At 61.6% G+C, this 23,777-nt stretch carries 22 protein-coding genes, 1 tRNA gene and 7 pseudogenes; 17 read left to right on the top strand and 13 right to left on the bottom strand.

What is annotated here, in order from left to right; all coding sequences use genetic code 11:
- Positions 1-91: 91 nt before the first annotated feature.
- Together N3C12_00295 and N3C12_00300 are read right to left on the bottom strand one after the other, a co-directional pair.
- Positions 92-493 carry a PEGA domain-containing protein gene (locus N3C12_00295; protein MCX8070885.1) on the bottom strand — a complete coding sequence of 134 codons (402 nt, stop codon included), beginning with the start codon at positions 491-493 and terminating at the stop codon, positions 92-94.
- A 15-nt stretch (positions 494-508) separates the two neighbouring features.
- Positions 509-1,216: a hypothetical protein gene (locus N3C12_00300; protein ID MCX8070886.1), complete on the bottom strand. Its 708-nt coding sequence runs from the start codon at positions 1,214-1,216 to the stop codon at positions 509-511.
- Between the two features lie 391 nt (positions 1,217-1,607).
- On the opposite strand from N3C12_00300, the gene N3C12_00305 reads away from it, so the two are divergent.
- A complete protein-coding gene (locus N3C12_00305; protein MCX8070887.1) occupies positions 1,608-2,501 on the top strand; it encodes a flap endonuclease in 894 nt (297 codons plus the stop codon).
- A gap of 33 nt (positions 2,502-2,534) precedes the next feature.
- Here N3C12_00305 and ybgF read toward each other — a convergent pair whose 3' ends face one another.
- From ybgF to tolQ, 6 genes are all read right to left on the bottom strand, one after another.
- The gene (ybgF, locus tag N3C12_00310) at positions 2,535-3,359 is read right to left on the bottom strand and encodes a tol-pal system protein YbgF (GenBank protein ID MCX8070888.1); all 825 of its coding nucleotides are present in this window, start codon (positions 3,357-3,359) and stop codon (positions 2,535-2,537) included.
- 1 nt (position 3,360) lies between these two features.
- The gene (gene pal, locus N3C12_00315; GenBank protein ID MCX8070889.1) at positions 3,361-3,876 is read right to left on the bottom strand and encodes a peptidoglycan-associated lipoprotein Pal; all 516 of its coding nucleotides are present in this window, start codon (positions 3,874-3,876) and stop codon (positions 3,361-3,363) included.
- Positions 3,877-3,929: 53 nt separating this feature from the next.
- Complete coding sequence (tolB, locus tag N3C12_00320) at positions 3,930-5,243, bottom strand: Tol-Pal system beta propeller repeat protein TolB (protein ID MCX8070890.1); 1,314 nt, start codon at positions 5,241-5,243, stop codon at positions 3,930-3,932.
- An 18-nt stretch (positions 5,244-5,261) separates the two neighbouring features.
- Positions 5,262-6,284 (bottom strand): cell envelope integrity protein TolA, encoded by a 1,023-nt coding sequence (gene tolA, locus N3C12_00325; GenBank protein MCX8070891.1) that lies wholly within the window; start codon positions 6,282-6,284, stop codon positions 5,262-5,264.
- 82 nt (positions 6,285-6,366) lie between these two features.
- A complete protein-coding gene (tolR, locus tag N3C12_00330) occupies positions 6,367-6,795 on the bottom strand; it encodes a protein TolR (GenBank protein ID MCX8070892.1) in 429 nt (142 codons plus the stop codon).
- A gap of 14 nt (positions 6,796-6,809) precedes the next feature.
- Positions 6,810-7,490 (bottom strand): protein TolQ, encoded by a 681-nt coding sequence (gene tolQ, locus N3C12_00335; GenBank protein MCX8070893.1) that lies wholly within the window; start codon positions 7,488-7,490, stop codon positions 6,810-6,812.
- Between the two features lie 207 nt (positions 7,491-7,697).
- Between tolQ and N3C12_00340 the strand changes: the two genes are divergently transcribed.
- The 16 genes and pseudogenes from N3C12_00340 (at position 7,698) to N3C12_00415 (ending at position 19,526) form a co-directional block, all read left to right on the top strand.
- Entirely contained in the window at positions 7,698-8,876 is a 1,179-nt protein-coding gene (locus N3C12_00340) for a phosphoglycerate kinase (protein ID MCX8070894.1), read from the top strand.
- 4 nt (positions 8,877-8,880) lie between these two features.
- Positions 8,881-9,645 (top strand): triose-phosphate isomerase, encoded by a 765-nt coding sequence (gene tpiA / locus N3C12_00345; protein MCX8070895.1) that lies wholly within the window; start codon positions 8,881-8,883, stop codon positions 9,643-9,645.
- Between the two features lie 3 nt (positions 9,646-9,648).
- On the top strand, positions 9,649-10,065 hold the full coding sequence (gene secG, locus N3C12_00350) for a preprotein translocase subunit SecG (GenBank protein ID MCX8070896.1): 417 nt from the start codon (positions 9,649-9,651) through the stop codon (positions 10,063-10,065).
- Positions 10,066-10,078: 13 nt separating this feature from the next.
- Positions 10,079-10,162 (top strand) — tRNA-Leu (locus N3C12_00355).
- 564 nt (positions 10,163-10,726) lie between these two features.
- Positions 10,727-11,258, top strand: a pseudogene (locus N3C12_00360) (sigma-70 family RNA polymerase sigma factor).
- A 584-nt stretch (positions 11,259-11,842) separates the two neighbouring features.
- Positions 11,843-12,829 (top strand): arsenosugar biosynthesis radical SAM protein ArsS, encoded by a 987-nt coding sequence (gene arsS, locus N3C12_00365; GenBank protein MCX8070897.1) that lies wholly within the window; start codon positions 11,843-11,845, stop codon positions 12,827-12,829.
- A pseudogene (locus tag N3C12_00370) lies at positions 12,826-14,983 on the top strand (FAD-dependent oxidoreductase). Before arsS ends, N3C12_00370 begins: the two are co-directional and overlap by 4 nt.
- Positions 14,984-15,030: 47 nt before the next feature.
- Positions 15,031-15,375 carry a DUF547 domain-containing protein gene (locus N3C12_00375; GenBank protein ID MCX8070898.1) on the top strand — a complete coding sequence of 115 codons (345 nt, stop codon included), beginning with the start codon at positions 15,031-15,033 and terminating at the stop codon, positions 15,373-15,375.
- A pseudogene (locus tag N3C12_00380) lies at positions 15,317-15,436 on the top strand (DUF547 domain-containing protein). The gene N3C12_00375 and the pseudogene N3C12_00380 overlap by 59 nt, the downstream one beginning before the upstream one ends.
- Positions 15,437-15,751, top strand: coding sequence for a hypothetical protein (locus N3C12_00385; GenBank protein MCX8070899.1), 315 nt, complete (start codon positions 15,437-15,439; stop codon positions 15,749-15,751).
- Positions 15,748-16,421: pseudogene (locus N3C12_00390) on the top strand (TIGR04283 family arsenosugar biosynthesis glycosyltransferase). The gene N3C12_00385 and the pseudogene N3C12_00390 overlap by 4 nt, the downstream one beginning before the upstream one ends.
- Positions 16,418-17,086, top strand: coding sequence for a TIGR04282 family arsenosugar biosynthesis glycosyltransferase (locus tag N3C12_00395; GenBank protein ID MCX8070900.1), 669 nt, complete (start codon positions 16,418-16,420; stop codon positions 17,084-17,086). Before N3C12_00390 ends, N3C12_00395 begins: the two are co-directional and overlap by 4 nt.
- Positions 17,087-17,345: 259 nt before the next feature.
- A pseudogene (locus N3C12_00400) lies at positions 17,346-18,377 on the top strand (methyltransferase domain-containing protein).
- A gap of 113 nt (positions 18,378-18,490) precedes the next feature.
- Positions 18,491-18,820: pseudogene (locus tag N3C12_00405) on the top strand (inorganic phosphate transporter).
- 113 nt (positions 18,821-18,933) lie between these two features.
- The gene (locus tag N3C12_00410; protein ID MCX8070901.1) at positions 18,934-19,272 is read left to right on the top strand and encodes a hypothetical protein; all 339 of its coding nucleotides are present in this window, start codon (positions 18,934-18,936) and stop codon (positions 19,270-19,272) included.
- Positions 19,245-19,526: an inorganic phosphate transporter gene (locus tag N3C12_00415; GenBank protein ID MCX8070902.1), complete on the top strand. Its 282-nt coding sequence runs from the start codon at positions 19,245-19,247 to the stop codon at positions 19,524-19,526. Before N3C12_00410 ends, N3C12_00415 begins: the two co-directional genes overlap by 28 nt.
- 188 nt (positions 19,527-19,714) lie before the next feature.
- Here the strand turns inward: N3C12_00415 and N3C12_00420 are convergent.
- The 5 genes and pseudogenes from N3C12_00420 to N3C12_00440 form a co-directional block, all read right to left on the bottom strand.
- Positions 19,715-19,924: pseudogene (locus N3C12_00420) on the bottom strand (hypothetical protein).
- A gap of 78 nt (positions 19,925-20,002) precedes the next feature.
- Positions 20,003-20,626, bottom strand: coding sequence for an alpha/beta hydrolase (locus N3C12_00425; GenBank protein MCX8070903.1), 624 nt, complete (start codon positions 20,624-20,626; stop codon positions 20,003-20,005).
- 170 nt (positions 20,627-20,796) lie between these two features.
- Positions 20,797-21,747 (bottom strand): hypothetical protein, encoded by a 951-nt coding sequence (locus N3C12_00430; GenBank protein MCX8070904.1) that lies wholly within the window; start codon positions 21,745-21,747, stop codon positions 20,797-20,799.
- Between the two features lie 625 nt (positions 21,748-22,372).
- Positions 22,373-22,498, bottom strand: a complete 126-nt coding sequence (locus tag N3C12_00435) for a hypothetical protein (GenBank protein ID MCX8070905.1) — start codon at positions 22,496-22,498, stop codon at positions 22,373-22,375.
- A gap of 315 nt (positions 22,499-22,813) precedes the next feature.
- Positions 22,814-23,362, bottom strand: coding sequence for a hypothetical protein (locus tag N3C12_00440; protein ID MCX8070906.1), 549 nt, complete (start codon positions 23,360-23,362; stop codon positions 22,814-22,816).
- Positions 23,363-23,777: the final 415 nt, after the last annotated feature.

The raw sequence follows: 23,777 nt of genomic DNA on the forward strand, positions 1-23,777 counted from the left end.
AGCCGCCGTTGACCATCGCCTGACGAGATTCCGCGAGCGATCAGGGCCGCAGCTACCCGAATACCCGCAACCCGCGCGCACACACTCGTTGCTAGCGGTTCGATGCCTGAGGACCCTCTCCTTTCGGAATGAGAGAAACCTGGATCACTGGAGGGTCGAGTTCGTAAAAGGCCCCGCTGGACAAGTCGACCAGCATGCCCAGCACCATGCCGCCGGCCAATAGGTTCCAATAAACCTGGTTGTTCGTCCGGCGGCTGATTTCTCGCTGGGCAGGCTCGTAACCGTCTTTCTCGATGGTCACGCGATACGAAGTCTTGCGCGAAAGTTCCACGGTGGCTGGCGTCGTCACCTCCCGCACACCAATTTTGGCCACTGCCCCTGGCGGGTCTGAAACAATCTGCACCCGTTGGGTCGGGCCAGAAATCAGTGTGGCGCAGCCACTCAGGATAAACCCTAGGACCGCATATAGCCCTTTCTCAATGCGTGGTTTCACAACTGAGCCTCCTTCCTACTGTTGATTTTGCGCTACCGGTGCCGCTGGCACCGGAACCGACGCGAACAATGCGGTGAGCTTGTTTGCGACATCCTGCAGCCCCGCGTTGATGATCGGGGCAAAGTCATCCTCCCCCGGAGCGTTCAATGCCCCTGCACGCCCTCCCTCTCCCGCGTAGGAACCAAGAACCGTGCGGCGCATCAGAAGGCGGCCGTCACAGTCCGAGACAATGACCCGCAAAGGTAACTCCACATGCCCCCGCGCTCCCTCCCGAAAACCCGTATCCCATCCCATGGCGAGCGTAGGACGCGCCGCCCAGTCCACCCGCACGAGAACGGAAGATGACTCCGCGCAGCGCTCTCCCTCGAATACGCGCGCGAAACTTACCTGGGCGGCCCGACGAATCGTTTCCCTTAAAGAGGGCCCATAGGATACCGTGAGGTGCACCTTGCCCAAGGTGGCGTATGCGAACGCGGTTTCATACGTTCCTTCGCTTAAAGAGGGGTCCACCCACAGTGTGACAGCAACCGGCTTCCGGTCGCCCACCCTTTGTGCATCCCCCGGGGACACCGGGACACGGACCGGCTTCGTGCAGCCCATGAGTCCAAGGAGCCCAGCCAGCCCCCAGTGAACGCAGGACAACACCATTCGTCTCCCCCAATTGTCCCCGGAGCCGTAGTTCAAGGCGCTTTTCTTGGGCATCTGCTCCTGCCTCCTGCTCATATGGTTCTTCCTGCGGCCAAATTCCCGAATCTAAAACCTTGCCAACTCGACTGACCTTGAGTTCTCAGGCGCTTTCCCCTTGGAGCAGGGTTGAGCCACTCACTCTGAGTGAGCGGGCCACTCACTTTGATTCGGGGACCCATCACTTTGATTCAGGGAAGAACCCGGAAACGAGGGTGCGCTGGCAATCGATGCCAGGCGGATGAACTCTCCAAACAGGACATCGAGTCACTCTACTCGCCCGGCCGGGTCACCTGAGCTCTCCACCTTCCCAAGGCACCGAACTGGCAAAGGTCGCCGCATCCCAGGCCACTCGCCTGATTTGTGCTTGGTTCTCTCCATCCCGCTCACCCAGGTTCGCCTGCTTGCATCCGGGTAGAGAGCTGCCAGGATGGGCGGGTCCGCAATGGAACTCTACCTCGTCGACGGCACTTACGAGCTGTTTCGTGCCTACTATGGAGCGCCCCGTCGGCAAGACCCTACCGGAGCTCGGGAGGTTGGCGCCGTCCATGGCATGCTGGCGTCGCTCCTACCGTGGCTGGCCACCCTCCGCGGCCAGGCCATCGCTGTGGCGACGGATCATGTGATCGAGTCCTTCCGCAACCACCTGTACCCCGGCTACAAGTCCAGCGCGGGGGTGCCACGCGAACTTCTCGATCAGTTCTCGCTTGCCGAGGATGCCCTGCGAGCGCTCGGGCTTGCCGTGTGGCCGATGGTGGAATTCGAAGCCGATGATGCGATGGCGACTGCCGCAGCGCGATTTCGCGCCGCCGCCGAGCGCACGCTTCTTGTGTCCCCCGACAAGGACTTCGCCCAGTGTGTGCGCGGCCAACGCGTGATCGTGTTCGATCGCCACCGCGACCGCTTGACGGATGAAGCCGCAGTCGTGGCACGGTTCGGTGTTTACCCGGAGAGCGTGCCCGATTGGTTGGCCCTGGTGGGTGATCCGGCAGATGGAATCCCAGGCATACCTGGCTTTGGTCCCCGCAGTGCAACCGCGGCTCTGCAAGTCTTTCGCCACCTCGAGCACGTGCCGCTCGACGCCACACGCTGGCCTCGGACGCTGCGCAACAAGGAGCAACTTGTGCAGAACTTACGGATCCACTGGAGCGAAGCGCTGCTGTTCAAGACCCTCGCCACGCTGCGGGTTGACGCACCACTCCCCCAAGTTCGGCTCGAGGAGCTTCGCTGGTTAGGTGTTGATCATCGCCGCTTCCAGCGATTTTGTGCGCAGTGGGGATTCAAAAAACTCGCCCAGCGAGCGCAATCGTTGTTTCCGGCGTAACCGAACCGCGGCCTCTTCGTTCCGACTCAGCAGTTAGTTGCCCAGCGTTTGCAGCTTCTGCTTGGCCTGCTCCGCTTCTTCGGTGCGCGGGTACTCGCTGACGATTTTTTGAAGCACCAACTTGGCGTCGGTAGTCTCTCCGTTTGCAGCAAAGGCGTCGGCCAACAAAAGCAAGGCGGCCGGCGCTTTATCCCCTTTTCGGTAACGGAGCATCACTTCCGTGAGCTCGGTAACTGCTTTTGCGTACTCCTTTTGGTTGAAGTAACAAGCGCCGATCCAGTACTGAGCGTTATCCGCCAAGTCGGAGTTCGGGTTTTTCCGGATGAAGTCGCGCAATCGTGCGGTTGCTTGCGCACATTGGCCCTGACGAACTAGCGCCAACCCCTCCAGCAAGTCGGACGCACCAGACTTGCCTTGCAGTGCCGCCTCTTCCTTCGCGAGCGCGGCTTCGAACGGGCTCAACGGTCGCGGTGGCGGTGCAGCCGTGCCTGGCACTGCTGCCACCTCCCCACCTGTTGGCGGCACACCCGCTGGAGGCGGCGCCGGCACGCCCGCCAATGCGCGTGCTTGTTCCAACGCGGTAATGCGCGCATCGAGCTCGGCCAAGCGCTGTTGCAGGTTGGCGGGGACGCTTCCCGGACGGCCTCCGCGGGAAATGTCCGCAACTTCCTGCCGCAAAATGTCCAGGCGGCGGCGCATGCCCTCGATGGCTACGTTCTGGTCGGCAACGAGCGCACGGAGCTCACGCTGATCCCGTTGGATCTTGTCGACTTGGGCGCGGGTGGCGCAGCCTGCGCCCAACACACACCCTGCGGCAACCAGTAGCCCTCGAACAATCAATCGTTTAGGAACCGGCACTTCAGTCGCCCAACAAAACAAAATGCGCGCGCCGGTTCTTGGCCCAGCACTCTTCCGTGTGTTCCGTGCAGAGCGGAAGTTCCTCGCCGTAGCTAATCGTGGTCATCCGTTCAGGCGCGATGCCTAGACTTACGAGGTAATCCTTCACTGCACGCGCTCGCTTCGCACCGAGGGCAAGGTTGTACTCAACCGTGCCGCGCTCGTCACAGTGGCCCTCAATCTCCACCTTTTCGCGCGGGTTATCCTGCAGCCAGTCGGCATTTTCTCGCAAGATAGCACGCGCCTCATCGTCGAGCTCGTAGGAGTCGAAGGCAAAGTGAACATCCTTGAGTGGACCACTATCGGCGGCAGGTTTCTCACCAGCTTTGAAGCGCTCGAGGCTGCCAGCCGTATCGATGCCGCGCTCCTCCAAGCCCGCGCCTTCACCGGCCGCACCCGGCGCTTTCTTGCGCCCTGGGCATCCGGGCAGCACGACAACCAGTGCCAATGCGGCCACGATCAGCACGCGGCTAGCCATTATGCTCCTCCTCCCCGCGAAGTCCACAGGATCCGCTCCATCGTTCCGAGCCTTCACTCCAGCCACCGAGACCAGGCCGGACTGGTATCATCACCGCCCCCATGAGTCAATTGAACTTGGCTCATCCCTTGGGCATCCATCACGTACAGCTTCTTCCGGCCCGTGCGGTTGGAACTGAAAACGATGTAACGGCCGTCGGGCGACCAACTCGGGTCCTCATTGTTGCCAGCAGCCTGCGTAAGCTGCCTCAAATCGCTGCCATCCGGTCGCACCGTGAAGATGTTGAATCCACCCTCGTACCGCCGCACAAACGCAATGCGATCTCCCTTCGGCGACCAAGTCGGCGCGGTGTTGTAATCACCCTCGAACGTGATGCGACGCACACCAGTGCCGTCGGCATTCATCACATAAATTTGGGGAGTGCCCGAACGGTTCGAGCAAAAGGCAATTTGCCGACCGTCCGGCGACCAAGACGGCGAGACATCGATGGCCCAGTGGTCCGTAAGTTTTTGAAGTAGTTCCCCGGTGCGGTCGAGCAACACGATTTCAGAGTTCGCACCTTCCTCCAAGGTCATCGCGATGGTCGAACCATCAGGCGAAAACCGACCGCCGAGGTTCAACCCGGCGCGACGCGACAAAGTCAGCTCCCGACCGCTCAAGGTGTCGAGCAGAAACAAATCCGGGTTGCCTTTCTTGTACGACGTGTAGAGGAGGTAGCGAACATCAGGGGACCAGGACGGCGACACGGTGATGCTTTGCGCCTTTGTGACCTGCTGCAGGTCGCCGCCATCCAAGCTCATCGTGTAGATTTCCTTGAAGCGTCCATCGCGGTTCGACACGAAGGCGATGCGCGAGTCAAACGGCCCGCGCTCGCCCGTGAACTGGAGCATAATCTCATCAGCAAAACGGTGCGCCATGCGCCGCAACAAATCTGCTGGGCCACGGTAGCGCCGCCCCACGAGCTGCCGGCGCTGCGCCACGTCAAACAACTTCGCTTCGACGGTCAGGATGTCTCCCTCGAGTTGGAACGTACCTTTGACCAAACCCAGCGCCCCAATCGCGGCCCAACTGTCGAAATTGATGTTTTCCGCCTCAGTCCCAGAGGTCTCGGGTTGCTCAATGTGAGCGGAGCGGTCAATTAAGCGAAAATAGCCCGATAAGACCAAGTCGCGCTCGAGAATGTCTGCAAAGCGCGTCCCTAGTTCACGCCCGACCGTTGTGTCCGACAAGTTGCGGAGCGGCGAGACCGCAATTGGGTAGCTCCGTGCCCCCGGGCCGAAAATCGTTCCTCGCACTTGTGCGCGCGCATCCCCAGGCGCGAGCAGGAAAACAGCAACCGCAATCCACCACGTACCGAGGGTCTTCATGGCGTTCCTCCCCGAGGGTCAGTCCTGCATCGACTTTGCATTGAACGTGTACTGCACGTCGCCAAACAAGTCCCGGTAAGCCTCCGGTGGTGGTGGCATCGGGTCGAGAGCTCGCACCGTACGCTCGACGGACAGATCAAAGCTACGGTCGCCACTGGATTTCACAATGCGCACGTTCGTCACTTTGCCGTCCGGCAAGATACTGAAACCCACAACTGCCTCCAAGGCATCGTTCGTGCCCGCCCATGCCCAATTTTCCTTGAGCTTGCGCTCGAGCTGGCCAAGGTACAGCACGTAGTCAATGCCCATGACCTTCCCACCGGTGCCCTGCCCGGGCCCAACCGACAATGGCCCGCCGGCGCTGGCCACTTTTTGCGGTCCGCTCCCCGCGCCTCGCTCTCCCGCCTGCTCTTGCAGCCGCTTGGCCGCGGCAACGATCCGTTGCTCGATTTGCTCGCGCTGTTTGGCCTCAGCCGCGGCGGTGGCAGTGGCTTGCGCCTGCACCTTCTTTTCCATTTCGGCAGTGGCCGCCCGGCGCTTGGCTTCCTCTTCCCTTCGCCGCCGCTCCGCCTCTTCCGCTTGGCGTCTCGCCTGCTCTTGCTCCGCCGCGCGGCGCAGTTGCTCAATCACGGCGGGCGGGAGCGGTGTGGCCGTTGGAGGCACTTTCGCTGCGGCAACGGCAACCTGAGTCGGGGTCTCGGTCGGCCGAACCTTGGTGGGTGTAGCTGGTGCAAGCGCCACTGCCTTCTCCGGCGGTTCCTTTTCACTAGCTTCCGCGGCTGCTTTGACCGGAGGCTCGGGCCCACGGGCTTCCTCGCGCGGCTGGGGCGGGGGTGCAGGCGGCTCCGCAGCCGCCATCGTTTGGCCTTGGGTGCGACCTCTCCCTCCCTCGATCAGGTTCGTGCCGCCGAGCTGCTCAGGCGCCACAAGATCAACGGTGTAAGAAACGAGCGGCGGCGCATTGCGGAGGAACCAATCCTTCGGAACCAGGAGTGCGAGCATGACGATGGCCGCATGGACCAAGGCAGACAGCGCGATCATGCCCCATAATGCCGGCTCCCACCGTCTTTCGGAGGAGAAATGCCGCTCGCTGCTCCACACGACTCCGCACCGTTCCGCGAGGCTACCGCCGTGGTTCCTCGCGTGGCGGCTCCGTCACCATCCCCAGCCGTTCCACACCTGCCGCCTTTACCGCGGCAACGACCCGCATGACTTCGCCGTAGCGGACGTTTTGATCGGCGCGCAGATACACCTGCTTCTGCGGCTGCTCCCGTAAAATCGCCTGCAACTTCGCCCCCAAATCCTCGATCTGGATGGCAACGTCGTTCAAATACACCTGCCCGCGAGGGTCGACGGTGACGACCAGTTGTCGCTCCTCGCCCGGCAATGAAGCCGCTTTTACCTTGGGCAAACTCACAGCCACGCCTTGCTGCAAAATGGGTGCAGTGACCATGAAGATCACCAGCAACACCAGCATGACGTCGACAAGCGGCGTCACGTTGATATTGGCAATTGCCCCGTTTGTGCCCGAGGAGGAGTCATCGAACGCCATCTCGGATCCGCTCCTCACTTTAGAAAGTGCCGCTCGGCAATGTTGAGAAATTCCGAGGCGAAGTTCTCCATTTCGGCGGTAAGCACTCGGATTTGCCGAGCAAAGTGATTGTAGCCAATGACGGCGGGAATGGCAGCGACGAGGCCAGTGGCGGTGGCAATCAAGGCTTCTGCAATACCGGGCGCCACCGCTTGAATGCTCGACGATTGCGTCTGCGATAGCCCCAAGAATGCGTTCATGATCCCCCAAACAGTGCCGAAGAGGCCGATGAACGGCGTCGCACTCGCGGTTGTTGCCAGAAACGTGAGCGCCCGCTCCAATCGCGTTACCTCCTGGCGGATCGCCCTCCGCATCGCACGTTCCACATTGTCGACACCGCCGAGATCGGTGTCTTCGAGCGAGTTGACCCCACCCGGCCGCCGGGTGCGCGTCAGCCGCACTAGCTCCTGATAACCGGCCCGAAAGACCTGCGCCACCGGACTATCGCGCAGTTCCTGACTTGCTGTGTGGATCGCAGTGAGATTTTTCGTATCCCAAAAGATCTCGATAAACCGCGCCGTTTGGCGCCGCGCTATGCGAATTTGCCGGAGTTTGAAGAAAATCGTTCCCCAACTGGCAATGGAGAACAGCACCAAGATGTACAGAACGCTTTGAACAACCAGGCCCGAGTGGGTGAGGATGTGCCAGACGTCCATCTGTGGCGTCGGGCTCGCCGCTACACCCTGGGCCCACGCTGGCCGGCTAGCCAGCCAAACCAACCACATTCCCATCCTCATCACACGCCACGCCTCAGACCGCAACAGCGAAGCGACTCGATCCTCACGGCGCAAGAGGAACACACCTTTGCGGGTGCGAATTTTCACGGTACAAGGGCACAGCTCGTTGACCATCGAGGAGGAGCGCTGTTCATGCGGGTGATCACGGATTTGCAATTAGCGGGCAAGCGTACCTTTGTGCGCGTGGATTTCAACGTCCCACTGTCCTCAGGCAAGGTTGCCGACGATACCCGGATTCGCGCCTCGTTGCCGACCATTCAGTTGGCGCTGAACCAAGGTGCGCGTGTGATTCTTGCCTCTCATCTCGGGCGTCCCAAAGGGAAACGCCTGCCGGAGGCAAGTCTCGCCCCGGTCGCCGACGCCCTCTCGCAGCTCCTCGGTCAAAGAGTTGTCTTTGCCCCGGACTGTATTGGTCCCGAAGTGGAATCTATGGCCAGTGCTCTCGGTGTCGGCGAGGTGTTGTTGCTGGAAAATCTGCGCTTTCACGCCGGGGAGGAACAAAATGACCCTGAATTCGCCCGTGCGCTTGCTCGCCTCGCCGATGTTTACGTGAACGACGCCTTCGGAACAGCGCACCGAGCTCATGCATCGACCGTAGGGATGGTGGCCTTCGTGCCAGAGAAAGCCGCGGGCTTGCTCATGCAGCGCGAGCTCGAGTACTTGGGGAAAATTCTCCACCGACCTGAACGCCCTTTGTATGCCCTACTCGGTGGCGCCAAGGTTTCGGACAAACTCGCCGTGCTGGAGAATTTACTGGGCGTCGTTGACGGAATGCTGATTGGCGGCGCCATGGCCTACACCTTTCTCCGCACCCGCGGCGTCGATGTGGGCGCCTCCCGGGTCGAGGAAGACCTCGTAGCCACGGCAGAGCGCCTCCTGCAGCGTGCACAGTCCGAGGGCAAAATCTTTCTCCTTCCAGTGGACCACCGCGTGTCCACCGCTCTCGATGGTTCGGCCCCAGTGCAAATCAGCACTCCGGGAATTCCCGCAGGTTGTTACGGAGTGGACATCGGCCCGCAAACTGAAGAGCTTTTTGCCCAGGAGCTATCCAAAGCGCGCACGATTTTTTGGAACGGCCCCATGGGAATTTTTGAAGTCGATGCCTTTGCCCACGGCACGTTGGCCATGGTCGACGCCTTAGTCCGTACCAACGCGATCACGGTAGTGGGTGGGGGCGACTCCGCTGCCGCGGTTGCACGGTCCGGCAAGGCCGATCGCATTTCCCACGTCTCGACCGGGGGCGGCGCCACGCTCGAATTTCTCGAAGGCCGCACGCTTCCTGGCGTTGCCGCTTTGGAGGATTGAGCCGATGCGAACCCCGCTGATTGCCGGCAATTGGAAGATGCATGGGCTTGCCGCCGAAGCCCGCGCCTTGGCGCAAGCGATGCGCGATGGCGCACACGGCCTCACCGACCGCGAGGTGGTGCTCGCACCGCCGTTTACGGCCCTTCATGTGGTGCGCGAGGTGTTGCACGGTTCGTCGATCGGACTCGCCGCTCAGAACATGCACTGGGAAGACCGTGGTGCCTTCACCGGGGAAATTTCGCCGCCCATGCTCGTCGACGCAGGCTGCCGGTACGTGATCTTGGGCCACTCCGAGCGGAGGCAATTCTTCGGGGAGAACGACACCACGGTCCAACGCAAAGTGCATGCTGCGTTACGGCACGGGCTTGTGCCTATTGTTTGCGTTGGGGAAACACTGGGCGAGCGCGAAGCGGGTCGCACGCTCGATGTCGTGGCCGCACAAGTGCGCGCTGCGTTGCTGGGCTTGGATGCCGCTGCTATACGCGCCGTCGTTGTGGCGTACGAACCGGTGTGGGCAATTGGCACGGGGCGCGTGGCAACGCCGCAACAAGCCCAAGAAGTCCACAGTTACATTCGCGGCCTCCTACGCGAGCAAGCTGGCGAGGTTGCGACTGAAGTGCGGATTTTGTACGGGGGCAGCGTGAAACCGGATAACATTGACGATTTGATGAAAGAACCCGATATCGATGGTGCACTGGTTGGCGGTGCCAGTTTGGAGGCGCAGTCGTTCCTGCGCATTGTCCGTTTCTCGTCGCGTGCGCGGGAGTAAAGCATGCACACGGTGTTGATTGTCATCCACGTAATCACCTGCCTTCTTTTGGTCGGCGTGGTGCTGCTCCAGCAAGGCCGCGGGGCGGACATGGGGGCAGTTTTCGGTGGTGGCAGCAGCTCGACGGTGTTCGGCTCCTCCGGGGCTGGCAACTTCCTCACCCGCCTGACCGCCGGGCTGGCAACGGTGTTTATGCTCACTGCCGCGGGGCTGACCTACATGGGCGCCTATCGCGTAACCGGCACCGTTTTCGACGAAGCTCTTCCGGAGCCACCTCCTCTCGAAGCACCTGCAGCGCAATCACAAAGCACCGGCGCTCCCGCTGTGGCCCCCGAGGCTGCGCCCCAAGGAGAAGCAGCTGGGGCAGAGTCGGGCGGAGCCGCTGCCCCTGCAGCAGAGCAACCGGCTCCACCGCAGTGAAAAGTTTTCTCGTGCGAGGATGGCGGAACTGGCAGACGCGCTAGTTTGAGGGGCTAGTGGGGTAACACCCGTGGGGGTTCGAGTCCCCCTCCTCGCACTTTCTCGCCGGCTGCTTGCAAACGCGCCTTAAACCAGCCGGGCCGCATGGATGGGCCTCAGCAGTGAACGAGCAGGAGCGGCGAAGCTTCATCCACGCGCCCCGTTTCCTGCTCTTGCGCCGTCATCGTCCCACGGAGCGGTGCGCGCATCCCCGTTCCAGCCCGAGCCGCGAGCTCCCGCAGGCTCAGGACGCGCAAAGCCTCTGCAAACCACGCTCGCAAAAACCTGCCTGCTGTAGATGCGCGCTTGGTCCCGGGCGCCCTTGCCTGCGCAAGCCCAAACGGCAGCGCATCGCTCCGGTGTAAGAACTGTTGATCTCGCCCGACAAAACGCGACGCCACTGGCCACATGTGTCGACAGTATCCAGAGCCAACCGAGAACCATGACCTTCTCACAGTCTCGCAAGAACATTTCACTTCGGACGGTAACCGTGACAGAACGGGCAGCAGTCGCAAGGTGGAAGGGAATGAATGGCAAGCTCGATCGTGGCGCAGAATTTTCTGCTCCGCGGGGAAAACCTGCCAACTGGGATGAATCCTTCTTGCGAGAGATTCGAGCGCAAATGCTCAAGTTCGCAAGCTTGTACTTGGCCGACCCAGATGCAGCGGAAGACGCAGTCCAGGAAGCTCTCACCGCTGCGATGGCAAACGCCTCTTCGTTTGCGGGCGGCTCTGCGTTCAAAACCTGGGTGTTCGCCATCCTCAAGAACAAGCTCGCCGATGCATTGCGCCGGCGCAGCCGCCTCGTGCAAGCAAGCGAATTGTTGCGCGAGTCCGACGAGGAAGCAGTGCGCGATTTGTTCGACGAACAAGGATACTGGCGCGTCGAAGAACGGCCGAAATCCTGGGGTGATCCGGAACAAACGTTTTCCAACGCGGAGTTTTGGCGCGTTTTCGAGGTGTGTCTGGACCACTTGCCGGCAAGGCAAGCACGGGTGTTCATGATGCGCGAATTCTTAGAGGATGGAAAGCGAAGAGATTTGTTCGACGCTGGGGCTCAGCGTCAGCAACCTGCACGTCCTTCTCCACCGCGCGTGGCTTCGCTTGCGCGAGTGCATAGAAAATCGTTGGTTCAGTCGAGAGGAGACATGCTGAACTGTTTGGAGGCCACCCGTTTGATGTCGGAGGGCCATGAGCGAGCCCTATCGCTGCAAGAGCGGCTGTCGCTACGCCTGCACACAGCGATGTGTGCCGGCTGCCGCAACGCGCGCGCCCAGTTTGAAGTTTTGCGAAGGGCTGCGCGCGCCTATGCCCGAGGCTACGGTGACCCTTCGCCTCACCGTTAAACGCGTACCTCACGAATAAGCGCGAACCGCGCGAATTCACCTCCGGCGCAGCGAACCGCCCCTCCCTGGGCGGCCTGTCAATGCCTGCCATCAAGCCACGAGCAGAAAGTTTTGGCTCGTTCGAAGACCAGCGGTTCGACACGAGCATACGAATCTGGCGTCGAGCGATCGTGCGAGCCGTTCGGGGCTCGGCTGCCCCGAGTGCAACGGAACGCCAGAACCATAAGCGGTTCTGCGCCCCGCTGCTCCCCACTCTTTGTTTCACCCCACGAAGTGCGCGTGTTCGTACCAATTCCGGCCCCACGCGCAATTCACATTCCCGACACTGTAAGGAACCGAGGTTCGGTGCCGACCAACCGTACGAACGCACTACTTCAAGAGGAGAACCTTTCCATGCACAACACCGCTCCGTTGCTCGCAAGCACGGACTTTCCTCCGCTCCACCGCGCGCGCCTGGCGACGTTGCAAGTCAACCTCGGCTACCGCTGTAACCAGTCTTGCGTACACTGCCACCTGAACACCGGGCCCCAGCGCAAAGAGATGATGGACATGCGTACACTCGCGCTGATTCCGCGCGTGCTGGCCGCTCGCCACATCGCAATCTTGGATTTGACCGGGGGTGCACCTGAGCTGCACCCCGGCTTTCGCGACCTGGTAATGGCGGCGCGACACCTCGGTGTCCATGCCATCGATCGATGCAACCTCACCGTGCTACTGGAACCTGGGCAGGAGGATCTGGACGCATTTCTCGCCACCCACCAGGTCGAGGTGGTCGCCTCGCTCCCTTGCTACAACCCTGAGAACGTCGAGCGCCAGCGCGGCAAAGGGGTGTTCGAAAAAAGCATTGCCGCCCTGAAAACGCTGAACGCGCTGGGCTACGGAATGCCCAACTCGCCCCTCAAGCTCAACCTCGTTTATAATCCCGCCGGAGCCACCTTACCTCCGCCGCAGGCCCAGCTCGAGGCCGATTACAAGCGTTCACTGTACGAACGCTTCGGTATCGTGTTCCGCCGCCTCTACACCCTGACGAACATGCCCATCAACCGCTTTGGCTCGTGGCTGGTCTCGCGCGGGGAGTTTGCCTCGTACATGCGGTTGCTGAAAACGAACTTTTCCCCCGATCTCCTCAAGCACGTCATGTGCCGCACGCTCATTAGCGTCGATTGGCAAGGCCGCTTGTACGACTGTGACTTCAACCAGCAACTCGGCCTGCCGCTCGGGGGCAACGCTGTGCGCCCGCATCTCCGCGACCTGTTGACCAATGACTTTACGGGCGCGCCCCTTGCCGTTGCTGATCATTGCTATGGCTGCACCGCTGGGCAAGGGAGCAGTTACGGTGGCGCTCTAGTTTCCGACGATACAGCGAGGGCAGCTCGATGAATAAACGCTTCATCGTTGCCGCCGCCGTGCTCCTCGTTGTCGTGGGATTTCTTGCCGCCGGGGGCCCGAAATGCTCACCCTCAACTCGGTGCAAGTGCACATGGAGCGATGGTCGAGCTGGCGCCACACCTATCCCTGGACAGCATCGGCAGTGTTCTTCGTGGTGTACGTGGGCACCACCGGGCTCTCCCTGCCCGGAGCTGCAGTGCTCACTTTAGTCGCCGGTGCCCTTTTCGGACTGCTTTGGGGGACCATCTTGGTGTCGTTTGCATCCAGCTTGGGCGCACTGCTCGCCTTCTGGCTTTCACGCTACGTCCTGCGCGACTGGGTGCGTGCTCGGTTCGGGGATCGACTTCGCACCGTCGACGCCGGCATTCAGAAAGAAGGGCCTTGGTACTTATTTGCCGCGCGTGTCGTACCCATCTTGCCCTTCTTCTTGATTAATCTCCTTCTAGGCCTCACCCGGATGCGCGCCGGAACCTTTTACTGGGTCAGCCAACTCGGCATGCTGCCTGGAACCTTGGTGTATGTGAATGCCGGCAGGGAACTCGCCAAGCTATCCAGCACTAGCGACATCCTCTCGGTGCGACTGCTTGCTGCCTTTGCGCTGTTAGCCCTCTTTCCAATCGTAGCACGCGCAAGCGTGGCCAGGGTTGAGCGGCGTAGGATTTATGCCCGGTGGACCCGACCCCCCCGTTTCGACCGCAACCTGATTGTGATCGGCGCCGGTGCCGCCGGGTTGGTGGCCGCGTACGTGGGCGCAGCGGTAAAGGCCAAAGTGACCCTCATCGAGGGGAACAAAATGGGCGGCGATTGCCTCAACTACGGCTGCATTCCCAGCAAGGCGATCATTGCCATCAGCCGTTTAGCTGCCAGAACAATGGAAGCACATCGCAAAGGCCTCATTTCGGCACCGCCGCACTTCGTCTTCCGCGCCGTCATGCAGCACGTCCAGCAAGCAATTTGCAAGGTCGCACCGCATGACAGTGTGGAGCGCTACCAGGGGCTCGGCGTGGACGTGCGGCTGGGGCACGCGCGACTTCTGGACCCGTGGACCGTGGAGATCACCACAGCCGATGGCAAGCGCGAGCAACTCACGTCACGCGCTATTGTCCTCGCCACCGGTGCGCGACCGTTCGTGCCCGAGCTCCCAGGCTTGAGCGAAGTGCGATATTTGACCTCCGAGACACTTTGGCAGCGCTTAGCAGAGCTCGACGAACCTCCTCGACGATTCGTGGTCATTGGCGGCGGCCCGATTGGCTGCGAGCTGTCACAAGCCTTGGCTCGCCTGGGCTCGCAAGTCACACTGGAGGAAGTCGCGGAGCGAATCATGCTCCGAGAGGATCCTGAAGTTTCCGACTTCGTCCGCACCCGCTTAGAAAGCGATGGCGTGAGAATTTTTGTTCGGCACCGCGCCGTTGCGCTCAAGCGCGGCACCGACGCGAACTGGCTCCTCGTGCGATCCCCGACGGAGAGCAGGAGTTCGCGTTCGACGCGATCCTGTTCGCTATTGGTCGCCGGCCCCGACTCGAAGGATACGGTCTCGAAGAGCTCGGCATCGAAACCAAGCGCTTCGTTGTGACCAACCAGTACCTCGAGACCATCTACCCGAACATCTACGCGGCCGGCGACATCACGGGACTGTATCAGCTCACCCACGCCGCCAGCTATCAAGGTTCGGTTGCCGCCGCCATTGCACTGTTTGGTCGGTTCAAACGACTCAAGGTGGACTACTCGGCCTTGCCTTGGGTCACCTTTGTCGACCCAGAAGTTGCGCGGGTGGGGCTCAGCGAGACCAAGGCTAGGGAGCAGGGCATTTCCCATGAGGTCAGTCGTTACCCCACCGAGGAACTCGATCGTGCCATTGCGGAAGGTGAAACCGCTGGGTTCGTTAAAGTCCTCACCGTGCCGAAACGAGACCGTATTCTCGGGGTCACCATCGTGGCCGCTCACGCCGGGGAAATGTTGGCAGAGTTCGTCCTGGCGATGAAACACGGGCTCGGCCTCGGCAAAATCCTCGGCACCGTTCACTCTTATCCGACGTGGGCAGACGCGAACAAACAAGCCGCGGGAACATGGCGGCGAGCCCATACTCCGGAACGCGTGCTTGCTTGGTTCGCCCGATATCACGCCTGGATGCGAGGTGCGGCGTGAGCTCCGTTGTTCTCAGGCGCACAAGCGCAACGGGTCGGGTCGCCATAATGGCCGCGATGGTGCTCACCGCACCTCCTTTGATGGCAGATTTCGATCATTCTGCGTGGGACCGCTTACTGCGCCGCTACGTACATTGGATCGACGACGGCCACGCCACTGCTGTGGATTACTCGGGCTTGCAGGCAGAAAGCCATGCCCTCGATGGATACTTGAACCAGCTTTCGGCCGTCGATCAGACAACCTTCGACGGCTGGCCGAAAAGCGAGCAATTGGCCTTCCTCATCAATGCGTACAACGCCTTCACCTTCTCCTTGGCGGCAACCCTTCGTTCCGTTGCTCGGCGCCACGCGTTCGCTCGACGATATCGAACACGGCCTCATTCGTGGATCTAGGCACTACGGAGACCCACGCGTTCACTTCGCCGTCAACTGTGCCAGCATCGGATGCCCGGCATTGCGCCCGGAAGCTTACGTCCGAAAGCAACTCGACTCGCAGCTAGAAGATCAAGCCCACCGCTCTCTCGGTGATCGGCGCCGCAACCGTCTCGACGGGCAGGTGCTGATCGTCTCGCCTATTTTCAAATGGTACCGCGAAGATTTCGAAACGGGTTGGCGCGGCGCTTACTCCCTGCCCGTCTTCCTCGCGCTTTATGCGGCCGACCTCGGCCTTGGTGCCACCGAAACCGAGGCCCTGCGCAGCGGCCGGCCTCGCGTTGGGTTCGATGATTACAATTGGCGACTCAATGATCTCCGGAGGCCAGGGCAATGAAACTCTCGATTATTGTTCCCATGCTCAACGAAGCGGCAGAGTTACCGACTCTCCTACCACATTTAAAATTCTGGGAGGCTAAGGGCTGCGAGATCATCCTTGTAGACGGCGGGAGCCATGATGGTTCGGCGCAGTTGGCAAAGGCGGCCGGCTCTGAGGTCGTACGGTCCGCCCGCGGGCGCGCCCGGCAGATGAACGCCGGCGCCCGCCACGCCAGCGGGGATGTGTACGTATTTCTCCACGCCGATACCCGCCTACCCGTGGATGCGGTAGACGCGATTCGGAAGGGCTTGCGTGCCACCGGTTATGGCTGGGGCCGCTTCGACGTGCACGTGCGCGGCAACAGCCGTTGGTTTGCGGTGATCGCTTTCTTAATGAACTGGCGCTCGCGGCTAACGGGCATTGCCACCGGGGACCAGGCGATATTTGTTCGCAAGGTCGTGTTCTGGGATTGCGGCGGGTTTCCGGACCAGCCGCTGATGGAAGACATTCAAATGTCCCGCCGCCTCAAGCGCTACAGTCCTCCGCTCTGTCTGCGCACGCGTGCAACGACTTCCGGGCGCCGCTGGGAGGCTTGGGGGTTTGGCGAACGATTCTCCTCATGTGGTCCTTGCGCTTGCGCTACTGGCTCGGAACACCAGCGGAAAAACTTGCGGACGCTTATCGATGATGCCGTGTCGGATCGTAATTTTTGCCAAAGCCCCGATGCCTGGGAAGTTAAAAACGCGGCTCATTCCAGTCCTTGGCCCAGCCGGGGCAGCCCGCTTAGCCCACTGGATGTTGATCCACACCGTGCGCCAAGCGCTGGCTGCCCGCCTTGGAGCCGTGGAACTTTGCGTGGCTCCCTCGCCGAGCGACCCGGCGTGGTCTGACGCACTTCCGCGCACCCTTGCTGCTACCGTGAGCTGGGAGGATCAAGGCACGGGCAACCTGGGAGACAAACTTGCACGCGCGGCGGCGCGGGTGACTTCGGCGGGGCAAGTTGCGCTTCTTGTCGGCAGCGACTGCCCCGCACTGACAGCGCTGCATCTGCGCCAAGCGGCTCGCCTCATGATCGGCCGCGACGCTGTGCTCGTCCCGAGCTGCGACGGCGGTTACGTACTCCTCGGGCTCCAACGCACCCACCCGAGCGTGTTTGCCGACATTGCCTGGAGCACGCCTTCCGTCGCCAAAGAAACCCGCGCGCGTCTTACTGCGCTCGGCTGGCGGTGGGTGGAGCTGCCTCCGTTGCCAGACATCGACGAACCTAAGAATCTCGTTGCCGTACCGAGCTCGTGGATTGCGCGCGCAGCCCGAACCCAGGATTCCTCCCCCGCTCGACCGCGCGTTTCCTGAGAGCAGCAAAGTCCACGGGGTTGCACCTCGTGACGGCCCAAAGCGTGATGCTTTAAGCCCGTTCCGCACGGCGAGCAGGTAGGGGCACGAGCGCAGTGGCCTCGGCTTGCTCACAGCCTGCGCTGCCTTTCGTGGGAAAGCGGCCACGTGCCCTCAGGGGCTGATTCGCAGCTCGTCAAGCCGTGCTCTGTGTAAGAACCAGTCCAGGCCCCCGACAATACCCGCGGAAACCATCCCACGGAGACCGGTGATGCGAACCATCCACGATCAAGTTCGAGAATACTACGGCCAGCGCCTTAAGCATTCGCGTGAACTCAAGACCAATGCCTGTTGCGACAGCAGCCAACAACCTCCCTGGCTCAAGCCATACCTGGCTCGCATCCACCCCGAAGTGATCGAGCGCTACTATGGCTGCGGGCTCGTGTGTCCTCCGCTGCTCGAAGGCTGCCGCGTGCTGGATCTCGGGTGCGGCGCTGGCCGCGACGTCTACTTGCTCGCGCAACTCGTCGGTGCGCGAGGAGAAGTGGTGGGCGTGGACATGACCCCAGAACAGCTTACCGTGGCCCGGCGCCATCAAGCCTGGCATGCCGACCGCTTTGGCTTCCAGAATACTTCGTTTGTGGAAGGCTACATCGAAGAGCTCGATACGCTGGGACTCGAGCCCGCGAGCTTCGACGTGATCGTGTCCAACTGCGTCATTAACCTTTTTCCCGACAAGGCGGCCGTTCTGAAGGGTGCGCGGCACCTGCTCAAACCCGGGGGCGAGCTGTATTTCGCCGACATTTACGCGGACCGACGCTTACCGCAGGACCTGCGGGAAGACCCCGTGCTTTACGCTGAGTGCCTCGAAGGCGCGCTGTACTGGAACGATTTTCTCAGGCTCGCTCGAGCAACCGGATTTGCGGACCCCCGTTTAGTGAAAGACCGGCCGCTCGTTCTAACCGACTCGGAATTGGCCGCGCGAGTCGTCAATATCAACTTCCGTTCCGCCACCTTTCGCTTGTTCCACATCGACACGGTGGAGGATGCGTGCGAGGACTACCGGCAAGCAGTGATTTACCGCGGCACGGTGCCCGAGTAACCCAAGCGATTTATCTTAAATAAGCAGCACGTCATCGAGGTCGGGCGCGTATTTCCGGTTTGCGGAAACACCTACCGGATACTGTTTCACTCTCGTTTTCGATCGCACTTCGAGTTTGTTGGAGATTTCTCTCGCCATTACGGTCTCTTTCCGGGATGCGCGAGCCCCGGCTTCAGCTCAGTCGCGTCCTCTGCCTCCACCTGCTGCTGAGCATCTTCCGCCGCTGAACATCGACCCCATCTGAGCATCGACGATGGAGACCGCCCTCGCTCTCGCTCTCGCCGCTCCCTTGCTCCTCGCATTCGCCAACGGGGGCGAACGATCTCATGAAGGCGTTTGCCACCGTTTGGGGCGCGGGAGCCGCGCGCTACGCCAACGCTTTGCTGTTGGCGACTGCTGCAACGGTGTTAGGTGCCGTGAGTGCCGTGGCTATTGCACCCGGGCTGGTTGCGCCATTCTCGGGGCATGCGCTGCTTCCCGAAGCTGTCGTCGCACAGTCCGGCTTTCCCGCCTGCGTCGGTTTTGCCGCATGCCTCGTGGTTTTGCTCGCCAGCCGTTTGGGATGGCCAGTATCCACCACGCACGCGCTCGTGGGAGGCCTTTTAGGCACAACCTTGGCCAGCGGGGTAGGGGCGGATGTTCCCACCTTTTGAGGAACGGTTCTGCTGCCCATGTTCTTCAGCCCCATCGTTGCGGCCGTGCTGAGCCACACTGTGACTCGCTACCTTCGCCACTGGACCGGCACGCGTGCTTTTGCGTGTGCATCATGGTGGAGGAAGCAAACACACTAGCGTCGGAGGGCGTGTTGGTGCGTCGGCTCGCGCTCCCTCGCCTGCTGGTGGCTCACTCCGCGGTGTGCGGAGAGAGCAAGCCAGCAACAGCCTGGAAGTCCCCCGCGAGTATGCAGCACCTGCATATCCTATCGGCGGCGAGTATTGCCTTCGCCCGCAGCGTCAATGACGCCCCTAAGCTTGCCGCTCTCGTTCTAGCCTCGGGTGCGTGGCAAGCAGACGTCCGCACGGCCTTTGTGGGAATTGCCCTAGCGATGACGCCGGCGGCCTGTTTTTTGCGCGACCGGTGGCCGACACCCTCGGCTTTGGCCTGAGCAAGCTCAGCCGCCCTTCTGGATTGGCGGCGAACTTGACCACCGCATTCGTGGTTTTGATTGCCAGCGTACTGGGTTTGCCAGTCTCGACCACGCACGTGCTGGTGGGAGCAATCATCAGCGCGGGCGCAAGCGAGCGGCAGATTTTCAGGCAAGGCACAACCCAAGTGCTGTTTGCTTGGCTCATCACCGTTCCAGCGGCAGTGTTCTTCGCCTGGGCTCTGGCCCTCTCCCTTCTTCCGGCACTCCGCTAGCCCTGCTCTCCCTCCAGTTCCGACCCGCGTCGTTCGCTCCGGGCGGCTCGATGGCGCCATTAGACCAACAGGCACCTCAGCCAGATGGTTGCGAAGAATCGATGAGCTGAGAGCTGTGACCAGCAGTTCATCGCTGCGGATCTTTTTCCTCGCGCGCTCGGCCTCCAGCCCCGAGAGCGGCTCGAACAACGCCGGTGGACGATCTCGAACCCTTCTTCGGCGCTGGCCGGCCGCCAGGAGGATTCCAAACGGCCCACGACGTTGCGCGGCCGGTCCAGCGCCTCGCGGCCGCGGATGCCGCCCACCTCGACGTCCTCCGCCGCGGTGTGCGGCGAGCCCAGCGTATCCTACGCCGACAGCGAGATCACCACGAGGCAATGGGCCGCCCTAGTGGCGGCGCCCTGTTCGGCCGCTAGCTCATTCCCGTGCTCGCGGTAAGCGTGCAACCCATGGAAGCGACTCGAAGACCTCACGGATCAGCGCGTCGACACGCCCCAGCGATTCCCGCCCGGACAGGTGAGCCGCTCCCTCGAAGATCTGGAGGCACCTGGAATGTGGGCAGCCTCCGTCCGAACTTCATCGATGGGATAGATGCGATCACAGTCGCCGGAAATACCAAGCGTATGCGTGCGGACCAAGTGCAGCGACAAAGCAGGCTCAGGGCGATTGAACGCGGCACTCGCGGCGCATCGCCCGAAGCCGGTGCACTCGGCAGTGCGCATCGTGCATTGCACCCTCAGGTAGCGACCCGGAGCGGCGGCGCGCGCTTCAGGGCCGACCAGGTTGGAAAAGATCACGTTGGCCATGTGGCGCGGAGCGAGTGTCGCCACCGACCTATAGCCCATCCTGGCATTAAAGCGCTCGACGCCGCCCCACTCGTGGAATGGCGAGTCCATGAGGACGAGACCCACGAAGCGTTCCGGTTGGGCAATTGCGAGCCGCGTGGCAGCCATGCCAGCCCGCAAATTGCCAAAAACGATAACTCGGGGGCAGGCCAACAGCCCATCGGTTCCCCAGGGGTGGACGGCCGCAGCTTCCAGCGTGAACCGTACAGATGGTGCGGGCGCCCTGCCACGCTGCGCGGGGTCGATCACCAGCACGGGGGATTGTGGGCGAACTCTTCAGCCTGCCGGCGGAGCGAGCTACCGTCCCAGAACAGGCTTGAGCGCATCCACGACCGGCGAACCGGTGCCCGTTTCCTCTATGCAGAACAGGCAGAGCGATCGAGTCACATGCGCCACGGCGTAGAATCTTCCCTGTCGGGCTAACGCTAGCGCTCAGCGGCGGTCGTTAGCCCGTCCGCTGCAGCGCTTTGTTGGGCAGTGTCGGTTCGTGCGATCGCCAGCAACTTCTCCTCGAAGGTTCGCAGATTACAAACGGTCATTGAGAACAGCGATGAGAGCGCAGAGCAGCGATCATCAGACACATCCGTCAGTACCATCAAAGAATGATCGAAATCGAGGCCAAGAAGGCGAGCAAACTTGTAGTACTTAACCACGTGTTGCTGGTAATCACCGGACTTGCCTTCGATCCAGTAGACAGACGACCCTATCGCCGCGAGGATGTCTAGCTCGAAATCGTCACCGTTGGGTAAAGTGATCTGAGGATTGATGAGATACTCGAATGCCAAGTCTCCAGTGACTTCCGAGGCAACCTGAGCATACACCGCTTTGACCTTCTGGAGAATGAATCGCTCTAACCATTGCCCGCCGAAGAAGCGCTGCGCCCTCGGTAGAGTTGTGGTCTTGGCCTTGATCAAGTAAATGGGTGAGCGGAAGTACTGGTACTGCTCAAGGAACGCAACCTCGTGAAGGCGCGTGCAAAACTGGCACGCGGAGCTGATCTCTTGTTGCGTGCGGTTCTTCAGGCTTTCGGTAATCGGCATTCCATTCTGCATGGCGCGTTTGATCTTGCCGAGAAGCCCCGAAAGAGCATCATAGCGCTCTCCGAGATATAGCGACAGGCTATCGATCACGTGGTCGGCTGGGTCATCGGCAGGCTTCGCTTTGATCCGGATTCCCCTGGAGTTAAGAAAGGATTCCAGAATTGAGAGAGACCGGGGCCTGGAGTTCCGAGCCGAGGCATCTGCGCTGTTCTCCTCCGCGTCGGCACGACTGTGAGAGCCCTGGGCGAACGCTCCACGGTGACCTGGCTGCCCGGCTAGTCGCTCCAGTGCAACCGCAATCCGCTCAAGCAAGGCCTCGATCTTGGCGCTGTTCATCGTTCAATCTGCCCAATTATTGTTTCCGTTTAACACCTCGAGGCCGCTCGCTGACGGCCTGAAACACCAGGGTGCGTTCGCAGTTAGGTTTTGTGCCGGCACTGATCTCAAGCTGTTTCTCCGGTTTCTTCGGGGTGCGATAAGGTGCTCGTATAATACGCCATTGCTCGCCTCTTACAACCTGTCGGCCTGACTGTGAACACCCCCGCCCCGATTCAAATCGTGAGTATACTTCGTCGTTGTTTTCACATCCTTATCCCCCAAACAACCCCTGCACGGTACGGATGTCATACCCATCGGCCAGAAGGAGCGTGGCCAAGGAAGGTATGGAAGGTAGCTCGCTTGGTCAGCTTGGCGTCCCTGACCGCTCGCGCCACGGCCCTCTGCACGACGGATTGATGCACACGATGCCGCACTTGTCGTCCGGTCTCGGGGTTGATCCAGCGGCGCTCCTGCGGAAAGACCCGCTGCCAGCGCCAGTCAGTTGGGGCGTCGGGATATTTGCGATTCAGGGCGTCAGGCATCGGGACGCAGCCCCAGCCGTCACGCAGGTCCTTTTCATGGATCGCTTTGACTTTTCGCGGATCGTTCTAGGCCTCTGTTTTCGGTAATTCGGGCAGCATCGTCACGTCGCTTTCGCGCCCTTGTCATCCCGAACCGTGATTTCGTCTCGGGCGAAGTCAATGTCACGAACGCGCAGCCGTAGGTGTCGCATCAGCCGCAACCCCGCGCCATACACAAGCGAACCCATCAGCCACTTGTCGCGCAGGGGATGGCGCGAACCGGCTTGACCTGTTCGCGCGTCAACGCGACGGGCACTTGATCTGCTTTCTGCTGCGGATCATGTGGCCGAGGTCGCCGACCTCGCGGCCGAGCACACGGCGGTAGAGGAAGAGCAAGGCCGAGAGAGCATGATTCTGCTTCGAGGTGCCAGCTCGTTCCTTGAGAGCTGTTCTATCGCGTGAGGGTGGACGTGGGCGTCCTTGCTGGGTCTCCCCAGGTCATGAACCATGAAAGATCTGGCAAGGCCCCTCTCTCCGGCGGGCGAACCCTTCTGGCCCCGGGCTCACTCCTCCTCGAAGCCATGGCTCGTGAAGCGAAGGGTGCGGCTGTTTTCCGTCACCACCCGAACGAGCTGCTGCGGCGAGCCGTCGGGAAGCGTGGCCGAAATCTCGAGAACCACCTTCGCTCGAGCGCCCACCTGTGCCACCAGATGCGCGATCACCTCGTCGGCGATGCGGCTGGCGTCGCGACCCACGCGGGCCGGATCGAGCTCGATGGTGCCATGGAAGCGGCGCGGGCGGGGCGCTGCGGGAGCCGCGCCGCCGGCGGGCGTGACGGTGGTGCCCTGCGCCGGTGTGGCCTCGCCGTGCGTTTTCTGCGACATCTCGCCGGCTGGTCCCAATCTTGCCCTGGAGCTCTCCGCCTCGAGCTGTCGCTGAGCCACGTCCGGCTTGACCAGAAGCCCCGCGCTTTCCGTACCCAGCACCACGTGCTGGCCGCCGCGAAGACCCCGGTACCTGCCCGCCGTCGCGTCGAAGCTCTCCGCATACGCGAACGTCTCCATCCGCCAGGTGAGCAACGCCACACCGTCGGGCGCGGCCTGAAGCACCACCTCTGGGTCACGAAGCCGCGGCAGGTAGAGGTAGCGGGCGAAGTCCTCCGCCGGGAGACCGGGCGGCCGGGGGCGAGAGGCTCACGAGTGAGAAGAGGACGAGGCGCGCCCAAGCACCTCGACGAGCTCGGCCACGACACGTACCCGCCCCTCGTCGGCTTCTCGCAAGACGATTGGAGCAAATTCCGGTTTTTCCGCTCGAGGCGGATCTCCACGTGACGCCAACCCCCGGCGTCCGTAACCTTCTGGCTGCGGTAGCGCTTGACCGTGTAACTCCCGCCGGTCTCGGGGTCGGCAATGTCGCGGTGCTCCACGAGGACGATCTTGCCCTGGTGGCTCCCACGTACGGGCGCTCGGAAGCGACACCATGCTCCATGGGGAATGACGGGTTCCATGGAGCGGCCCACAACCTGGG

The sequence above is a fragment of the Candidatus Binatia bacterium genome (genome assembly GCA_026415395.1).
GTDB lineage: Bacteria > Desulfobacterota > Binatia > HRBIN30 > HRBIN30 > HRBIN30.